Genomic DNA, 17201 nt, shown 5'->3' with positions numbered 1-17201 from the left:
TTAACCTGTTTTTTCTCTATTATATTTTATTCAAACACAAATTGATTTTCATACAATTCTGCATAAAAGCCATGTGCTTTTAATAATTCTTCATGAGTACCTTCTTCAATAACTTCACCTTGATTTAAAACAACGATATAATCAGCATTTAAAATAGTTTTCAACCGATGTGCAATCACGAAACTAGTTCTGCCTTGAATAATGTTTTCCATAGCTTTTTGGATACGACTTTCTGTCACAGTATCCACGTTACTTGTTGCTTCATCTAAAATTAAAAGCGAAGGATCTGTTAATATCGTTCTAGCGATACTAATTAATTGCTTTTGACCAACACTAAACACGCTGTTTTCATCATTAATTTTAGTATCATATCCTTCATCAAGAGTCATGATAAATTCGTGAATATTTGCTTTTTTAGCCGCTTCAATCACGTCTTCCTCAGAGGCTTCTTCGTTACCAAAAATAATATTATCGCGAATCGTTCCTGAAAATAGTACAGACTCTTGAAGAACAATACCAATGTGCGAACGAAGACTTGGTAGAGAAATGTCTCGAATATCTTTTCCATCAATTGAGATACTGCCTCCATCAACATTATAAAAACGATTCAGTAAATTCATAACAGTTGTTTTACCTGAGCCAGTTGGGCCTACTAAAGCGACCATTTGGCCTTTTCTTGCTTGAATATTAATATTTTTCAAAATAGGTATGCCTTCTTCATAAGAAAAATCAACATTTTTAAGTGTCACATCTGATTGTACTCCTTCAATCGTTGATGTATTTTCTCTTTCAAATTCATCATCTACTACAAAAATATCAGTTAATCTTCTAGCACCAGTAAACGCTAATTGTAGCATGCTAAATTGTGAAGATATTTGTGTTAACGGCATATAAAATTGTTGTGAATATTGAATAAACATAACAATTAAACCAAGTCCAGCCGCCTTGTCCATGTCCCCATTAAGAACTAGCATACCACCAAAGAAAATTACAATAGCAGTATTCAATAAGGATATACCTTGCATGGTTGGAAATAGTAATCCTGAATAAACTTGACCTTTAAACGTTGCCTTTTTAACTTCTTGATTTAGTAATTCAAAACCTTCAATCGTTTCTTCTTCTAAACCATTAGTAATAATGACTTTTTGGCCAGATATTTTTTCATTAATATAACCATTTAATTTACCAACATTTTCTTGTTGAATTTCAACATTTTTCTCAGCTTGTTTAATGATATAAATTGCAATCAAAATAGCAACCGGTGAAATCGCTAATGTTGCCCACGTCATCTCAACATTTTCTCTAAACATCATGATTAAAACACCAATCATCATAGAGATATTTGTTAACACTTGAATTAGCGCTTGATTCATTGTATTTGAAATATTATCTAAATCACTTGTAAAACGACTTAAAATTTCACCATCTTGATGATTATCAAAATACTCAATTGTCATTTTTTCTAATTTTTTAAATAAGTTAATACGCATATGATTTGTTGATTTTCCAGTCACAGCAGACATTAAAATATTTTGAATGAACATAGCAATCCAGTTAAGTAAATACAGTCCTACTAGTAATTTAATAATGCTAACAAATGGACCTTTGTCCGCATCATGCATAGCAAAATAAGTACCTGCATACTTGGCTAATTCTTCAATCGCCTTACCTGTATATTGAGGTGCTTTAACTTGTAAGTAAGTAGAAAAAATAATCGCAATCGTAATAACTATTAACTGCCAACGATATACCTTTAAATATTCCCAGAAAAACTGGGCGACATTTTTTCGTTTATTCGTTTTTTTAGACATTCTTTACTCAACCTCCTTTGCTTTTTGGGTTTCATAAATTTCACGGTAAACATCACTTGTCTTGAGTAACTCTTTATGAGTTCCTTGAGCTACAAGTTCACCATCGTCTAATACTAAAATATTATCAGCTTGAACAACAGATGAAATTTTTTGAGCAATAATAAATGTTGTTGTACCTGTTAATTCATTCGCTAGTGCTTCTTTAACCAATTTTTCCGATCTAGCATCAAGAGCACTGGTACTGTCATCTAAAACTAAGACTTTGGGATTCCCAATTACGCCACGAGTGATAGATAATCGTTGTTTCTGTCCACCTGAGAAATTTGAGCCTCGTTCTTCAACATGACTATAATAACCATCTACTTGGCGATCAATAAATTCGCTTGCTTGAGCAATTGTAGAAGCTTTTGCCATAGTTGAATCATCTGCTTTTTTATTTCCTTGTCTTAAGTTATCCGCAATAGTTCCTGAAAATAAAATAGCTTTTTGAAGAACAAGAGCCACACTTTGTCTTAAATCAGTTTTATCGACATCAACTAAATCAGCACCACCCACATGAATAGATCCATTTGTAGGATCATACATTCTAACTATCATTTGCGCTAAGGTTGATTTTCCTGCTCCTGTCGCTCCGACAACACCAATAGACTCACCACTGGATACGTTAAAGCTAATATTTTTTAGTGTGGGTTTATCCGCACCATCATAAGCAAAGCTTACATTTTCAAACGATACATCTCCTGTTTGAATTGGTTCTGTATTTTCAGTCTTAAATGTTAATGTAGGTTCTGTTTCCATTATTTCATTCAATCGTTTTAAAGAAACCATACCACGAGAAGCCATCATCATCATCATACCGCCAATAATGATACTCATCATAATCTGCATTAAATAATTCATAAATGACACAATTGCTCCAATAACCTCTAAATCTGTTTTTGCATAATCTGCTGCAAAGAAAATTGAGGTAACAATAGCTAAATTAGCAATTAACATAAAAGTTGGAATCATAATTGAAAATAAATTACCTACTGAAATAGTGTGTTTTGCTAATTTGTCTGAGACACTTGTAAATTTTTTGATTTCTTCATCCTCTTGAACAAAGGACTTAACCACACGAATTCCTGCTAAATTTTCTTTTGCAATGCTATTAACTTTTTCAATATACCCTTGAATTTTAGTAAAGTGTTTTCCCATCATTCCAAATAGAGTCATCACAGTTAGTAAAACTAATACCACTAAAAGAATGATCACCCACCATAATTTTGGAAGAGTAATCATAGCTAAAATAAAACTTCCTATAAATAGAATAGGTATTCTTAAAATAGTTTGAAATGTCATCATCACTATATTTTGAATTTGATTGACATCATTAGTTAAACGAACAACTAAATTGCTTGTTGAAAATTTTTCAACATCACTAAATGAGAAAGTTTGAATTTTTTTAAAACCATCTGCTCTAATACCAGAAGCGACTTCCTGAGAGATTTTAGCTGCTAAAACGGTATTCACAATTCCTGCTAGTAAACCAATAACTGCAACGACAATTAGTATAATTCCAACATTTTTTAATTCCTGATTGTCCTCTTTCATAATTGCTGTCATTACTTTTTGCAGTAATTTAGGCTGCCATAATTGCGATGTGACCATAACTACGGTCATTAAAAATGACATGAACACAAATCGACCTTGTTCTTTGATTTTTTTTATCAATAATGCCATACATTACCCCTCTTTCATTAAATAAGTCAGAACTATATATTATACGAATAAACGTTCTTTTGCAAATGATAAATACCTATTTTTTAACAAAAAACAAAAAAACTTTTGCCCTTTCATGATAAAAGAGCAAAAGTTATATAATTATTTATTATCTTCAGAATACCAATCATAATGGAACACGCCAGCTTGGTCTTTTCTTAAGTATGTATGAGCACCAAAGTAATCTCTTTGTGCTTGAATGATGTTTGCTGGTAAATCAGCCGTACGATAAGAATCAAAATAAGCAATTGCCGATGAAAACGTTGGAGTTGGAACACCAGCTTGAACAGCTAATGATACAACATCTCTCACAGATTGTTGGTATTTTTCAGTAATATCTAAGAAATACTCATCAAGTAAAAGATTTTTCAATTCAGGATTTCGATCATAAGCATCTGTAATTTCTTGTAAGAAACGTGCACGAATAATACAACCTGCTCTGAAAATTTTAGCAATTTCTCCATAATTTAAATCCCAGCCGTATTCTTCACTAGCTGTTCTGTATTGAGCAAAACCTTGAGCATAACTCATAATTTTACTGAAATAAAGAGCTTGTCTAATTTTTTCAATAAATTCCTTTTTATCTCCAGTAAATTTAGGTGCAGTCATTGCTGGAATAATTTTACTTGCTTCTACACGTTCTTCTTTAAGTGCTGAAATATAGCGAGCGAACACTGATTCTGTAATTAACGGTAGTGGTGTTCCTAGATCAAGAGCGTTTTGACTTGTCCATTTACCAGTTCCTTTATTACCTGCAGCGTCTAAAATAACCTCTACAATTGGTTTTCCAGAACCTAAATCATCTTTTCTCGTTAAGATATCTGAAGTAATTTCCATTAAGTAACTATCTAATTCGCCGTTATTCCAATCAGCAAAAATTTCCGCTACTTCTTCAACTGATAATCCAAGAACTCGTGTTAATAAATCATATGATTCAGCAATTAATTGCATATCCCCATATTCGATGCCATTATGGACCATTTTAACGTAATGTCCGGCACCATTTTGACCAATATATGTCACACATGGTTCACCATCATCTGCTTTTGCTGCAATTTTCTCAAAGATTGGTTTAACCAGTTCATACGCTTCTTTTTGTCCTCCTGGCATCATTGAAGGTCCTTTAAGTGCTCCTTCTTCTCCACCTGAGACACCTGTCCCGATAAAATTAATACCTGAGTTAGCTAATTCTTCATTTCTTCTAATTGTATCTTGGAAGAAAGTATTACCGCCATCAATTAAAACGTCTCCCTTATCTAGGTGAGGTAATAAACTTTGAATTGTTGAATCTGTTGCTTTTCCTGCTTGCACCATTAACATGATACGACGAGGTTTCTCTAAAGAAACCACAAATTCTTCAATTGTATATGTTGCCACTAATTTTTTCTCTGGGTGCTCTTTAATTACTTCTTCAGTTTTTGAGCCTGTTCTATTAAAGATGGATACTGAATACCCTCTGCTTTCAATATTTAAAGCTAAATTTTTTCCCATTACGGCCATTCCTACGACACCGATTTGTTGTTTGGACATGAAACTACCTCCTAATATTCGAACCATCTTTTAAAAGACAATTGTTAAATCTCATTCATTATAGCTTATTTTCAAAAAAATTAAAATAATTCTTACCTTTATTACATATCACTGTTTCTTGAAAGTAAGAAAACTGAGAAAATAATGATTAACATACTAATAATTTCAATAGGTAAAATAACTACGCCTAAAAATAAACTTGAAAATAATGCCGAACTTAAAGGTTCAAATGACGTTAATAAACTTGAAAATTGTGCTGGAATATAACGAGTACTTGTTAGTAAACAAATGTAAGATAAAATAGTTCCAAAAATAACAATAAAGGCTAACAGTAAAAAGGTCAATCCATCAATTTGTGGTGCGTCTTTCCAAATCGGATGATAAAATTGAAATAATAACCCCCCTAGAAACATCCCCCAACCAATAATCGTTGTTGTCCCATATTGGGCCATAATTTTTCTTGGTTGAATTATATAAAATGCCCCGAAAAAGCCAGCCATTAATCCCCAAAATAAACCTAACGGAGAAATAGACAACGTACCAAAATTTCCCTTTGTTACAAGTAGCGCTGTTCCAAGTAAAGATAGAACAATGCTAATAATACTCATTACATTAGGTACTTTTTTAGATTCAAAAATGAAATAAATGACAATAAAAATAGGCGATAAATACTGTAAAATGGTTGCTGTCGCTGCATTAGCTACCTGTATCGCCGCAAAGAATGCATATTGTAAAAAGATAACTCCAAACACACTAAAAATGAGTGTACTTAACATATCTCTTTTATTTTTTAAAATAGCAAAAATTTTGCCCCGCTCTTTTGTATATAGATAAAGAAGAATCAATACTCCCGCAAATAACATTCTGACACTTACTAACCAACTTGTTGAAGCTCCTTTAGTTTGCATGATGTACTGAGCACAAACTCCAGAACCTCCCCAAAAAATTGCACCAATAATTGCTAAAGCAATTCCCTTAACTTTGTTCCCGTGTTTATTCATCCAATTCCTCCTGACCCCCCTATTATAGTAATAACTTCTTAAATAAGCAAAAAAATCTAAGAAAGTTTTCACTTTCCTAGACTTTCTTATTTATTTAATTGACTTTTTTAAGGCTTCTAAGTTTTTCTCCATCACAGATATATAATCTGCTCCGTTCTCTCTCTCTTTTTTAGATAGATTTTCCATTGGATTTAACACATCTAAGTTAGCTCCTGTAGCATCTGAGATAGTTTTAGCAATCTTTGGAGATGCTGAGCTTTCTGTATAAATTATTTCTATCTTTTTATTTTTAACAAAATCCTCAATTTGTTTTAATTCCTTTGGTGTAGGCTCTTGATCAGGTGATAAACCTGAAATTGGTACTTGCTTAAGATTATAACGATGTGCTAAATAAGAAAATGCCATATGTTGTGTGACAAACTCACGATTTTTAGCCTCTTTTAAATTTGACTCAAAATTTTGATTTAACGTTTCTAATTTTTTATTAAAATCAGCTGTATTTTTTGTGTAACTATCTTTGTTTTTCTCATCTACAGCAATAATACCTTTAGATATTGTCTCCACTTCTTTTTGAACTAAAACTGGATCTAACCAAACATGTGGATCTACAGCATGAGAATGACCATCTTCTTTTTCATCTTCGCCTTCAGATTCTTCATGGCTTCCTTCAAGCAATTCAATACCTTTACTTGCTTCAATTACTTTTACTTTTGACGTATCAATATTTTTTAACACACTCTCAACCCATGTTTCCATTTCATGGGAATTATAAATAAAAACATCCGCTTCTTGAATTTTAGCCATATCTTTTGGACTAGGTTCGTAATCATGAGGTTCTACACCACCATCGATTAGCATAGAGACATTCCCTTTATCCTGTACGATTTTATCTGCAAAATCATACATAGGATAAAATGTTGTCACAATATTTAGTTTATCTTCTTTCTTTGATTCTTGTTTAGTTCCTGCACATGCCGCTAGTGAGAACATTGCTCCAACTAACATCATTATTTTAAAGTATTTCTTCATCTTTACTCTCCTTCAAATCGTAATCATTACTACTTAGATTTTTATTTTATCTGTTTCTTTATCAAAATGCAAGTCATATCCACAAAAAAAGAGATAAATCTCGAAAAGATTTATCTCTTTAACAGTTATTTACGTTTTTTTTTATTTCCAGAAGAAAAGGCATCTTTCATTTTATCGAAAAAACCTTCTTCTTGCTCAATGACTGCTTTATCTCCACTAGCTATTGAAAATTCTCTCAAAGCCTTCTTTTGATCTTCATTTAAATCAGTTGGTGTTTCAACAAGTACTGTCACTCGTTGGTCTCCATTACCGCTTCCACGAAGTTTTGGAGCACCTTTACCTTTTAACCTAAACGGTGTTCCTGTTTGAGTCCCTGCAGGAACTTTTAGTTTCACACGTCCATGAACAGTTGGTACTTCAATTTCATCTCCAAGTGCTGCTTGAGCAAAGGAAATTGGTTGCTCATAGTAAATTTCTGCTCCGTCTCTTTCAAAAACAGGACTTTCTTCTACCTTAAAGACAACATATAAATCACCATAAGGTCCACCATTAAAACCAGCTTCCCCTTGACCTGCTAAACGCATTTGTTGACCATCTTCAACACCTGCTGGAACATTTACTTTAACAGAATGAGATTTAACCATTCTTCCTGCTCCGTTACATGTTGTACATTTATCTTTAATTACTTTTCCAGTTCCACTACATTCATCACAGGCTTGACGACTCATCATACGACCAAGTGGTGTCTGTCTTTCTACATTGATTGATCCTGAACCATGACATTTGCTACATGTTTCAGGCTGTGTTCCTGGTTTAGCACCAGAACCATTACATGTTGTACAGTCATCTTCACGATTATAACGGATACTTTTTTCTAAACCGAAAATCGCTTCGTTAAATGTTAAATCCAGTGTATATTGTAAATCAGAACCTTGTCTTGGTGCATTAGGATTAGAACTGCGTCCAGATCCACCACCGAAAAATGATTCAAAGATATCTTCAAAACCACCAAAGCTACCTCCGCCACCAAAATCGCCAAAGCCCCCACCAAAACCACCTGCTCCAAAGTTTGGATCGGTACTTGCATGACCATATTGATCATATGCAGCTCGTTTTTGAGAATCGCTCAATACTTCAAAAGCTTCTGATATCTCTTTAAACTTATCTTCTGCATCTGGTTCTTTGTTAATATCTGGATGGTATTTTTTTGATAACTTACGATAGGCTTTTTTTAATTCGTCGTCTGTCGCTGTTTTTGAAACACCTAAGACTTCATAATAATCTCTTTTGGCCATTTTACGTAACCCTCCATCTTCTCTACTGTAGAATCCATTAAATCATAACACAAATCAGATGACTCTTAAACCTAATTTTTATTATGAAGAGAAAAAGCCAAAAGCGCAATGCTTTGGCTTTTTCAAAAAATCTCTACTTATTTATTGTCATCTTCATTAATTTCTTCAAAGTCAGCATCTACAACATCATCTGCTCCACCTTGTGCAGCTTCTGGATTTTCTTGTTGTGCTTGTTGAGCTGCTTGTTCATATAATTTAACAGTCAAAGCTTGAACGATTTCGTTTAATTCATCACGTTTAGCTTTCATGTCTTCTAAATTATTTGCTTCAACAGCTGCTTTTAATTCATCACGAGCAGCTTCTGCTTTTTTCACTTCTTCTGCATCGACTTTTCCTTCAAGTTCTCCTAAAGTTTTGTCAACTGAGAATAATAAAGCATCGATGTCATTTCTTAAATCTACTTCTTCTTTACGTTCTTTATCTGCTTCAGCGTTTGCTTCAGCATCTTTTACCATTTTTTCAATTTCTTCATCTGTTAAACCAGAAGAAGATTTGATTGTAATAGTTTGTTCTTTTTGAGTACCTAAATCTTTAGCACTTACGTTTACGATACCATTTTTATCAATATCAAATGTTACTTCGATTTGAGGAATTCCACGTGGTGCTGCTGGAATATCAGTTAATTGGAAACGACCTAATGTTTTGTTATCTGTTGCCATTGGGCGTTCACCTTGTAATACGTGAATGTCTACAGCTGGTTGGTTATCAGCAGCTGTTGAGAATACTTGTGATTTACTTGTTGGAATTGTTGTATTACGATCAATTAATTTAGTAAATACTGATCCCATTGTTTCAATACCTAATGATAATGGTGTAACATCTAAAAGAACAACGTCTTTAACATCACCAGTAATAACGCCACCTTGGATAGCAGCACCCATTGCTACAACTTCATCAGGGTTTACTGATTTATTAGGTTCTTTACTTGTTTCTTTACGTACCGCTTCAACAACAGCTGGAATACGAGTAGATCCACCTACTAAGATAACTTCATCAATTTCAGAAATTGGAATACCAGCATCTTTAATTGCTTGGCGAACTGGAATTTTTGTTCTTTCTACTAAGTCAGATGTTAATTCATCAAATTTAGCACGAGTTAAGTTCATTTCTAAGTGAAGAGGTCCAGCATCTCCAGCAGTGATAAATGGTAAGCTAATTTGTGTACTTGTAACACCAGATAAATCTTTTTTAGCTTTTTCAGCTGCATCTTTCAAACGTTGAACAGCCATTTTATCTTGTGATAAATCAATACCATTTTCTTTTTTAAATGCTTCAACTAAATGAGTAATAATTTTTTCATCAAAATCATCCCCACCTAAGTTGTTATCTCCTGCAGTTGATAATACATCAAATACGCCATCTCCAAGTTCAAGGATAGACACGTCAAATGTACCACCACCAAGGTCAAATACTAAAACTTTTTCTTCTTTATCTGTTTTATCTAAACCATAAGCTAAAGCTGCTGCTGTTGGTTCGTTAACAATACGTTCTACTTCTAAACCAGCAATTTTACCAGCATCTTTTGTTGCTTGACGCTGTGCATCATTAAAGTAAGCTGGAACAGTGATAACTGCTTTATCTACTTTTTCACCTAAATAGTCTTCAGCAAAACCTTTTAAGTATTGTAAAATCATTGCTGAAATTTCTTGAGGTGTATATGATTTTCCTTCGATTTCTTCTTTAAAGCCAACTTCACCAATGTGGCGTTTGATAGAACCGATTGTGTTAGGGTTAGTTACTGCTTGACGTTTAGCAACTTCACCTACTTGAATTTCACCATTTTTGAATGAAACAACAGATGGTGTTGTTCTGTTACCTTCTGGGTTTGTAATGATTTTTGCTTCTCCGCCTTCTAAGACTGATACTGCAGAGTTTGTTGTTCCTAAGTCAATACCGATAATTTTACTCATATTTATGATCCCCTTTAATTAATTTTTATTTTTATTGTGCAACAATTACCATTGCTGGTCTTAAAATTCTGTCATGTAAGATGTAGCCTTTTTGTAAGACTTGAACAATCTCGTCTGATTTTTGACCATCCGACAATGGAATTGTTTGAACCGCTTGATGTTTGTTTGGATCGAATGTTTGCCCAAGAGAGTCGATTTCTTCAACACCTGCTTCTTTAAATGCATGAAGCATGCCTTCTCTTACCATTTCGATTCCTTTTTTCATACTCTCTCCGTGCTCATCACTTGTTTCAATTTCTAAGGCACGGTCTAGATTATCTAGTGCTGTCAGCAAATCTTTTGCTAAATTTTGTGCACGATATTTAGCAGAATCCTCACGTTCTTTATTATGACGATTTCTCATGTTAACTATTTCAGCTTGAGCTCTTAGAAATTTATCTTCCATCTCATTTAACTCTTGCTTCAGCGTTTCTTCAACAGTGACTTCTTCAATCACTTCTTCTGACGTTTCTTCTAATTCTTCAATTTCTTCGTTTTTACTCAAATCATTCGTCTCCTTCCAGCAACTATTTTTCTAGCGAACCATCTAAACTTCGATAATAAGAATCTAAATGCTCGGATAATTCATCTGTAAATACATTGACTAATCCTAGTAGTTTCGAGTAGGACATACTGGTTGGTCCTAATAAGGCAATAACACCTTTACCATGTTTTGGTACCTCATATGATGCCGTGATTAAACTCATATTTAAAAGTAACTCATTTTCGATTTCATCCCCGATTTTAATATCTACCCCTGTTGTATCGGGTAGCAATATTTCGGTCAACCGATCTGAATCACTAAACAAAGAGTAAATAGATTTAAATTCAGCAATGTCTGTTAACGTGTCTGAATTTAATAAATTCATCCCTCCACTTATATAAACCTGATCATCAAAAGCTTGATTAAATACTTCCTCAAACAAGTATAGTATATTTGACGAGTTTGAGAAATACTTCTGAAGGACTAAAGGTATTTCAGTCCTTAGCTTGTGATAAACAGTTAGAAGGCTCTCACCGACAAGTCGGTCATTAATAATTCGTATCATTTTCTCAATGTCCTCAGACGAGATATTCTCTGGAATAGAAAATACTTGACTCTCAACATATCCCTGATCTGTCACGATAATCGCAATTAGTTGATTCCTATTTAATGGAACAATTCGAAAACCGGTTAATTTTCTTTCCTTTACTTCCGGACCTAAAGAAAATGCGGTGTAGCTTGTTAGATCAGATAATATTTTTGCAGATTGCTCAATGATTTCATTAGTTGCATTATATCTTCGATCTAGCATTTGTCTAATTTCAATCACTTCATTGTTTGACATCTCTACAGGTTTCATCAAATGATCCACATAAAAACGATATCCTTTAATAGAAGGAACTCGTCCTGATGATGAATGCATCTTTTGAATAAGTTCATACTCTTCTAGCTTAGCTAAATCATTACGGATTGTCGCAGAGCTTGCATTAATACCATGGTTCATCAAGGTTTTCGATCCGACTGGCAACCCTGTCTCGGTATAAAGCTTAACAAGTAAATGCAAAATATTCAGTTGTCTTTGACTTAACACAATCATCACCTTCTTTTTTAGCACTCTATACTAACAAGTGCTAACTACATTTATTAATATATCAAGTTAGTAATTAATTGTCAACAATAAACCATTATTTTTTTAGCACTCTAAAACATCGAGTGCTAACTTTTAGTTTTATTAGACAATTATGATGATAACCGCTCATTTGGTTAGTGTTTTCACATTTTATTTTAAAGCAGTTCTTCCTTTTCCCCTATCATTTAACCATTTCTTATATAATATAAGTTAATAAATAAAGGAGATGGTAGAAATGAAGAAGAAGTTTAGTTTTCCAAGTGCTTACACGGTTATTTTGATTGTTCTGTTTTTAGTATTAGTTCTAACTTATTTTATTCCAGCTGGTAAGTACGCAACCCTTGGCTACGAAAGTGACAGTCAGGAATTTGTTATTACTCAACCTGATGGTAAAACATCCAAAGAACCTGCAACACAAAAAACACTAGACAAGTACGAAATCAAAACAAATCTGAAAAAATTTACAAATGGGGATGTTTATAAACCTGTTGGTATTCCTGGTTCTTATCAAGAATTAGAGCGGGAAAAAAGAACATTTCTAGATGCGGCTAAAGAATTTTTAAGCGCACCTGTTCAAGGTTTGGCAGAGTCAATTGACATTATTACTTTTGTTTTAATTCTAGGTGGTATTATCGGTGTCATCAATAAAACAGGGGCATTTAATGCCGGTATGAACGCTTTATCAAAAAGGTTGTACGGGAAAGAAAAATGGCTTATTATTTTAACACTAACTTTAATTGCCATTGGCGGAACCACATTTGGTTTTGCAGAAGAAACGATTGCTTTTTATCCAATCTTAATCCCAATTTTTATGGCAGCTGGCTATGACGCAATGGTTGCCATCGCAACTATCTATCTTGGTAGCTCCATTGGTACCCTAGCCTCAACAATTAATCCTTTTTCAATTGTTATTGCCAGTAATACTGCTGGAATTAACTTTACTGATGGCATTGGGCTTAGAATTGCTTTACTTGTTATTGGTACGATTATCAGTATTTGGTACACTGTTCGTTACGCTGAACGAGTAAGAAAAAATCCAGAAGAATCTCTTCTTTATGATCAAAAAGAAGAATTAGAAAAAAAATTCTTAAAGAGTGCTGACGAAAGTGAAATTCCAGTCTTTGATTTACGTAAAAAGTTAATGTTAACTATTTTTGCAGCTGGTTTTGTCGTAATGGTATACGGTGTGAAAGAATTAGGTTGGTTATTTGTTGAAATTTCTTCTTTATTCTTATTAATCACATTTATCCTTGCTGCCATTTCAGGTCTGAAAGAAAAAGAATTTGTAAGTGAGTTTGTTACTGGAGCAAGTGATTTACTTGGTGTTGCTCTTATCATTGGTATCGCACGTGGTGTAACAATTATCATGGAAAACGGAATGATTAGTGATACCTTAATGTATTGGTTAAGTAACAGTGTTGCCGATATGCATGGTCCTGTCTTTACGACTATGATGTATTTCATTTATATCTTGCTTGGTTTCTTCATTCCATCATCATCTGGTTTAGCGGTACTTTCAATGCCAATCATGGCACCACTTGCAGATGTTGTAAATGTTGACCGTGCTTTAGTTATTGATGCTTACAACTGGGGACAAGGTATTATTTCTTATATCGCTCCTACAGGTTTAATTTTAGCTTCACTTGAAATGGTTGATGTAACCTTTGATAAGTGGTTAAAATTCGTTTGGAAATTAATGGTAATTACAATTGTTCTTTCTATTGTCTTACTTGCAATTGGTGTATATCTATAGTAAATAAAAGAGAGTTGCTATTCCAAAAAGGAATAGCAACTCTTTTAATTATCCTTGATATATCAAGCTTTGTAGCAAATTTTTTAAAAAATGTAAAAAATAATTTTTTGTGTTTTTAGCTCATTAAAAACTCTTTAAATACATCATTACCTAAAATTAATCCTTTACTCGTCAATGCTAACCACTCATCGTTTTGCTCCAGTAATCCATCTGTTATTAACTGCTTAACAACATTGCCATAAACAGATTCTAATGAGTGATTAAATTTTTTCTCAAATTTTTGAATAGATACCCCTTCTGTTTTTCGTAACCCTAAAAACATCTCTTCTTCCATTTGATTTTCAAGTGTTAACTCTTCAATTGTAATAGTAGGTAGCTTATTTTCTTTCAAAGGCTTCAAATAATGCTGAATAGGACCGTGATTTTTATAGCGGATATTACCTAAGTAACCACTGGCTCCAGCTCCAAGACCATAATAATGTTCATTATTCCAATAAATTAAATTATGCTGACTTTCTTTGCCAGGTTTTGCAAAATTACTTACTTCATATTGCTTTCTACCAGCCTTTGTCATTTTATCAATTGCCAGTTCAAACATGTCACCTTCTACGTCAATACCAGGTAAATGCAATCTTCCTTGTCTTGCCCAGTTATAAAACATGGTTTTATTTTCTAAAATCAAGGAATACATAGAATAATGAGGCAAATCAAGAGCTAATGCTTTATTTAAAGTATCTTCAAAATTTTCAAGTGTTTGATTGGGCAGTGCAAAAATCAAATCAATACTCACATTATTAAAATTTGCTGCCTCAAATATTTTCATTGTGTCATATACATCTTGAGCAGTATGTTTTCGGCCAATTTTTTTTAGTAAGCGATCATCAAAAGATTGTACTCCCATCGATAATCTATTAACGCCATAATTTTGTAAGACTCTCAATTTTTCTAAGGTCAAATCCCCTGGGTTAGCTTCAACTGTAAACTCGTTTTTCTCATCAAAGGGTAGCGTTTCTCTAATTCCTTTTAAAAGAACATCTAACTGATGTGCTGATAAGGATGTGGGCGTTCCCCCACCAATATAAATTGTTTCCGTATCTTCTGAAGGGTATTTTTCACGGGTTAACGTAATTTCTTTAATTAATGCCTCAATATATTCATCAACTGGTTGGCCTTCGATGAACACTTTATTAAAATCACAATAAAAACAAATATGCTCACAAAAAGGAATATGAATATAAGCTGAAGTCATTATAGAACTCCTTTGTACGTAAAGTATTCTCTTGTGTCTTCCTCATCTTTTTTAAGTTGAGCAACCAGGCTATCAATACCGTCAAATTTCATTTCTTTTCTTAAGTAATGGCACCACTGAACTGAAACTTGCTCTCCGTAAATGTCTTCGTCAAAATCTAAAATATTCACTTCAATGGTCATTGGTCGATTAGACTCGAAAGTTATGTTAAAACCAATTTGAGCCATGCCCATGTACCACTGGCCTGCGACACAAATTTTAACAGCATAAACTCCACCAACTGGTAATAAGGATTGTTGGGCAATTTTTATATTAGCTGTTGGAAAACCAAGTGTTCTTCCTCGTTTATCCCCATGAACCACCATTCCAGACAATTCGTAAGGATAATCTAAAAATGCGTTAGCACCTTCCATATTTCCTTCAGCCATCATTTTTCGAATATTAGTCGAACTGATTTTTTCATCTCCAAACTGCTGTTTTGGTACTTCAATTACATCAAATCTATTTTTACTATAGTCTGGTAATAAATCCATACTAGCAATATCTGCTTTTCCATACGTGTAATCAAACCCTGCTACTGCAGCAACAGCATGTAAACCAACAATGTATTGATCTACAAAATCCTGTGGTTCAAGACTGGCAAAAGCCGATGTAAACTCTATTACATATAAAATATCAACATCAAGAGCTTCCATTCTCTTGATTTTTTGATCGGTTGTTGTTATGTATTTCATTTTTTTATGGTCTACTTTTTTAAAAACAACTGAAGGATGATGGTTAAACGTCATCACAGCTAATTTTTTTCCTCTTCTAATTGCTTCTTCTTTTCCTGTATTAATTACTTTTTGGTGTCCTAAATGAACCCCATCAAAAAAACCTAACACTAATACCACTTCGTCTGTAGGTATTTGTGATTGCTTATATGGATGATGAATTTTTATTACTTCCATTTGTTTTCCCCTTTAATCGTTTCGTAAGACTTTTGTTGGTTTTAGCATTCCCTTTCTAGAAGGATGCACATCATAAATACTAACAATTTTTTCTTGATAAAACAAAGCAATTGGCTCATTTACTTCATTTTTCCCAAAAAAATCAACAGGTAAGACTGAACCATTTTTTACAACTTGGTACATCTCGTCAGTTAACTCTAATTTTTCAAAAGATTCCACCGCTCTTTCAATAGGATATAAGAACTCTTCTTGGCGTTCTAAATCCATTAACAGAGCAATCTCTTCTATTGTAAAGCATTCATCTTTTGAAAAACCACCACTTTTTGTCCGTGTTAAATCAGACATATGGGCAGCAACGTTAAGTTTTTTACCTGTATCAACAGCCAATGTTCTGACATAGGTTCCTTTACCACAGTCAACAATAAATCGCCAACTTTGTTGTTGTTTATTTGGATTGTATTCTGGTGTGGATGTTCTTAAATAGGAATAAATCATTGCTTTTCTTTCAGGACGCTCTACTTCTTCACCATTTCTAGCATATTCATAAAGTCTTCTACCATTGACCTTCACTGCTGAATACATTGGCGGAATTTGAGTAATTTCACCTAAAAATTCAGACATTGCCTGATCAATTTCAGCCATGTTAAATTCTTTTTTTATCGGAGTTATCTCTACTATTTCACCACTCGCATCTTCAGTTTCTGTTGAAAATCCTAGAGTCACTTCTCCCATATATACCTTATTAGAATCCTGAATATATTCAATGACTTTAGTCCCTTTACCAACACAAATTGGTAACACGCCATCCACATCAGGGTCAAGGGTGCCACTATGTCCTACCTTTTTAGTTTTTAATATTTTTCTTAATTTAAATACACAATCATGACTCGTCATACCACGAGGTTTCCAAACGGGAATAATTCCTTCCATCTCTTTGCTCCTTTATTTCAAATATACCTTGATATTATAACATACTTACCCCTTTAAAAAGAGTCTGAATTACCAATCAAAAAAACAGGTGATTCAAAAATCAACCTGCTTCAATCTATTTATTCATTCTATTTAACCAAGAGGATTAATCAAGTAAGCTAATTTTTCTTCTGTTAAATCTTGAAGTAACCTAAGAACTAATTTTTTTGCTGCGTCATAGTCATGATAATCCACATAACAATGATGAGTATGAGCATAACGAACTGGTAT

At 33.4% G+C, this 17201-nt stretch carries 13 protein-coding genes; 1 reads left to right on the top strand and 12 read right to left on the bottom strand.

The window, feature by feature from the left end; translation table 11 throughout:
* Positions 1 to 26: 26 nt before the first annotated feature.
* From RR554_RS10525 to hrcA, 9 genes are all read right to left on the bottom strand, one after another.
* The gene (locus RR554_RS10525; RefSeq protein ID WP_332467979.1) at positions 27 to 1811 is read right to left on the bottom strand and encodes an ABC transporter ATP-binding protein; all 1785 of its coding nucleotides are present in this window, start codon (positions 1809 to 1811) and stop codon (positions 27 to 29) included.
* A gap of 3 nt (positions 1812 to 1814) precedes the next feature.
* Positions 1815 to 3533, bottom strand: a complete 1719-nt coding sequence (locus RR554_RS10520; RefSeq protein ID WP_332464386.1) for an ABC transporter ATP-binding protein — start codon at positions 3531 to 3533, stop codon at positions 1815 to 1817.
* Positions 3534 to 3674: 141 nt separating this feature from the next.
* Positions 3675 to 5102, bottom strand: coding sequence for an NADP-dependent phosphogluconate dehydrogenase (gndA, locus tag RR554_RS10515; RefSeq protein ID WP_332467978.1), 1428 nt, complete (start codon positions 5100 to 5102; stop codon positions 3675 to 3677).
* A gap of 101 nt (positions 5103 to 5203) precedes the next feature.
* Entirely contained in the window at positions 5204 to 6103 is a 900-nt protein-coding gene (locus RR554_RS10510; protein WP_332464384.1) for a DMT family transporter, read from the bottom strand.
* Positions 6104 to 6193: 90 nt separating this feature from the next.
* Positions 6194 to 7132: a metal ABC transporter substrate-binding protein gene (locus RR554_RS10505; RefSeq protein ID WP_332467977.1), complete on the bottom strand. Its 939-nt coding sequence runs from the start codon at positions 7130 to 7132 to the stop codon at positions 6194 to 6196.
* Positions 7133 to 7257: 125 nt separating this feature from the next.
* A complete protein-coding gene (gene dnaJ, locus RR554_RS10500) occupies positions 7258 to 8427 on the bottom strand; it encodes a molecular chaperone DnaJ (RefSeq protein ID WP_332464382.1) in 1170 nt (389 codons plus the stop codon).
* Positions 8428 to 8564: 137 nt separating this feature from the next.
* Positions 8565 to 10397, bottom strand: a complete 1833-nt coding sequence (gene dnaK / locus RR554_RS10495; protein ID WP_332467976.1) for a molecular chaperone DnaK — start codon at positions 10395 to 10397, stop codon at positions 8565 to 8567.
* Between the two features lie 31 nt (positions 10398 to 10428).
* Entirely contained in the window at positions 10429 to 10941 is a 513-nt protein-coding gene (gene grpE / locus RR554_RS10490) for a nucleotide exchange factor GrpE (RefSeq protein ID WP_332464519.1), read from the bottom strand.
* 22 nt (positions 10942 to 10963) lie between these two features.
* On the bottom strand, positions 10964 to 12010 hold the full coding sequence (gene hrcA, locus RR554_RS10485; RefSeq protein ID WP_332464518.1) for a heat-inducible transcriptional repressor HrcA: 1047 nt from the start codon (positions 12008 to 12010) through the stop codon (positions 10964 to 10966).
* A gap of 265 nt (positions 12011 to 12275) precedes the next feature.
* Between hrcA and RR554_RS10480 the strand changes: the two genes are divergently transcribed.
* Entirely contained in the window at positions 12276 to 13802 is a 1527-nt protein-coding gene (locus tag RR554_RS10480) for a YfcC family protein (RefSeq protein ID WP_332464516.1), read from the top strand.
* 115 nt (positions 13803 to 13917) lie between these two features.
* Here the strand turns inward: RR554_RS10480 and hemW are convergent, their stop codons facing one another.
* Genes hemW through truB form a run of 3 tightly spaced genes read right to left on the bottom strand, consistent with a single transcriptional unit; the run spans position 13918 to position 16931 of the window.
* Positions 13918 to 15051 (bottom strand): radical SAM family heme chaperone HemW, encoded by a 1134-nt coding sequence (gene hemW / locus RR554_RS10475; RefSeq protein ID WP_332467975.1) that lies wholly within the window; start codon positions 15049 to 15051, stop codon positions 13918 to 13920.
* Complete coding sequence (ribF, locus tag RR554_RS10470; RefSeq protein WP_332467974.1) at positions 15051 to 16001, bottom strand: riboflavin biosynthesis protein RibF; 951 nt, start codon at positions 15999 to 16001, stop codon at positions 15051 to 15053. The genes hemW and ribF overlap by 1 nt, the downstream gene beginning before the upstream one ends.
* A gap of 12 nt (positions 16002 to 16013) precedes the next feature.
* A complete protein-coding gene (gene truB / locus RR554_RS10465) occupies positions 16014 to 16931 on the bottom strand; it encodes a tRNA pseudouridine(55) synthase TruB (RefSeq protein ID WP_332467973.1) in 918 nt (305 codons plus the stop codon).
* Between the last annotated feature and the right edge of the window lie 270 nt (positions 16932 to 17201).

Source organism: Vagococcus sp. (genome assembly GCF_036639995.1).
In the GTDB taxonomy this organism is placed as follows: domain Bacteria; phylum Bacillota; class Bacilli; order Lactobacillales; family Vagococcaceae; genus Vagococcus.
Note: the sequence above shows the minus strand (reverse complement) of the source record. Positions and strands in the feature narration are given on the sequence as shown.

What these genes read in the sequence shown, in the direction of transcription:
- dnaJ (WP_332464382.1), bottom strand. Translation starts at nt 8,427, where the DNA reads ATGGCCAAAAGAGATTATTATGAAGTCTTAGGTGTTTCAAAAACAGCG.
- truB (WP_332467973.1), bottom strand. Translation starts at nt 16,931, where the DNA reads ATGGAAGGAATTATTCCCGTTTGGAAACCTCGTGGTATGACGAGTCAT.
- gndA (WP_332467978.1), bottom strand. Translation starts at nt 5,102, where the DNA reads ATGTCCAAACAACAAATCGGTGTCGTAGGAATGGCCGTAATGGGAAAA.
- hemW (WP_332467975.1), bottom strand. Translation starts at nt 15,051, where the DNA reads ATGACTTCAGCTTATATTCATATTCCTTTTTGTGAGCATATTTGTTTT.
- RR554_RS10520 (WP_332464386.1), bottom strand. Translation starts at nt 3,533, where the DNA reads ATGGCATTATTGATAAAAAAAATCAAAGAACAAGGTCGATTTGTGTTC.
- RR554_RS10505 (WP_332467977.1), bottom strand. Translation starts at nt 7,132, where the DNA reads ATGAAGAAATACTTTAAAATAATGATGTTAGTTGGAGCAATGTTCTCA.
- ribF (WP_332467974.1), bottom strand. Translation starts at nt 16,001, where the DNA reads ATGGAAGTAATAAAAATTCATCATCCATATAAGCAATCACAAATACCT.
- RR554_RS10510 (WP_332464384.1), bottom strand. Translation starts at nt 6,103, where the DNA reads ATGAATAAACACGGGAACAAAGTTAAGGGAATTGCTTTAGCAATTATT.
- dnaK (WP_332467976.1), bottom strand. Translation starts at nt 10,397, where the DNA reads ATGAGTAAAATTATCGGTATTGACTTAGGAACAACAAACTCTGCAGTA.
- RR554_RS10525 (WP_332467979.1), bottom strand. Translation starts at nt 1,811, where the DNA reads ATGTCTAAAAAAACGAATAAACGAAAAAATGTCGCCCAGTTTTTCTGG.
- RR554_RS10480 (WP_332464516.1), top strand. Translation starts at nt 12,276, where the DNA reads ATGGTAGAAATGAAGAAGAAGTTTAGTTTTCCAAGTGCTTACACGGTT.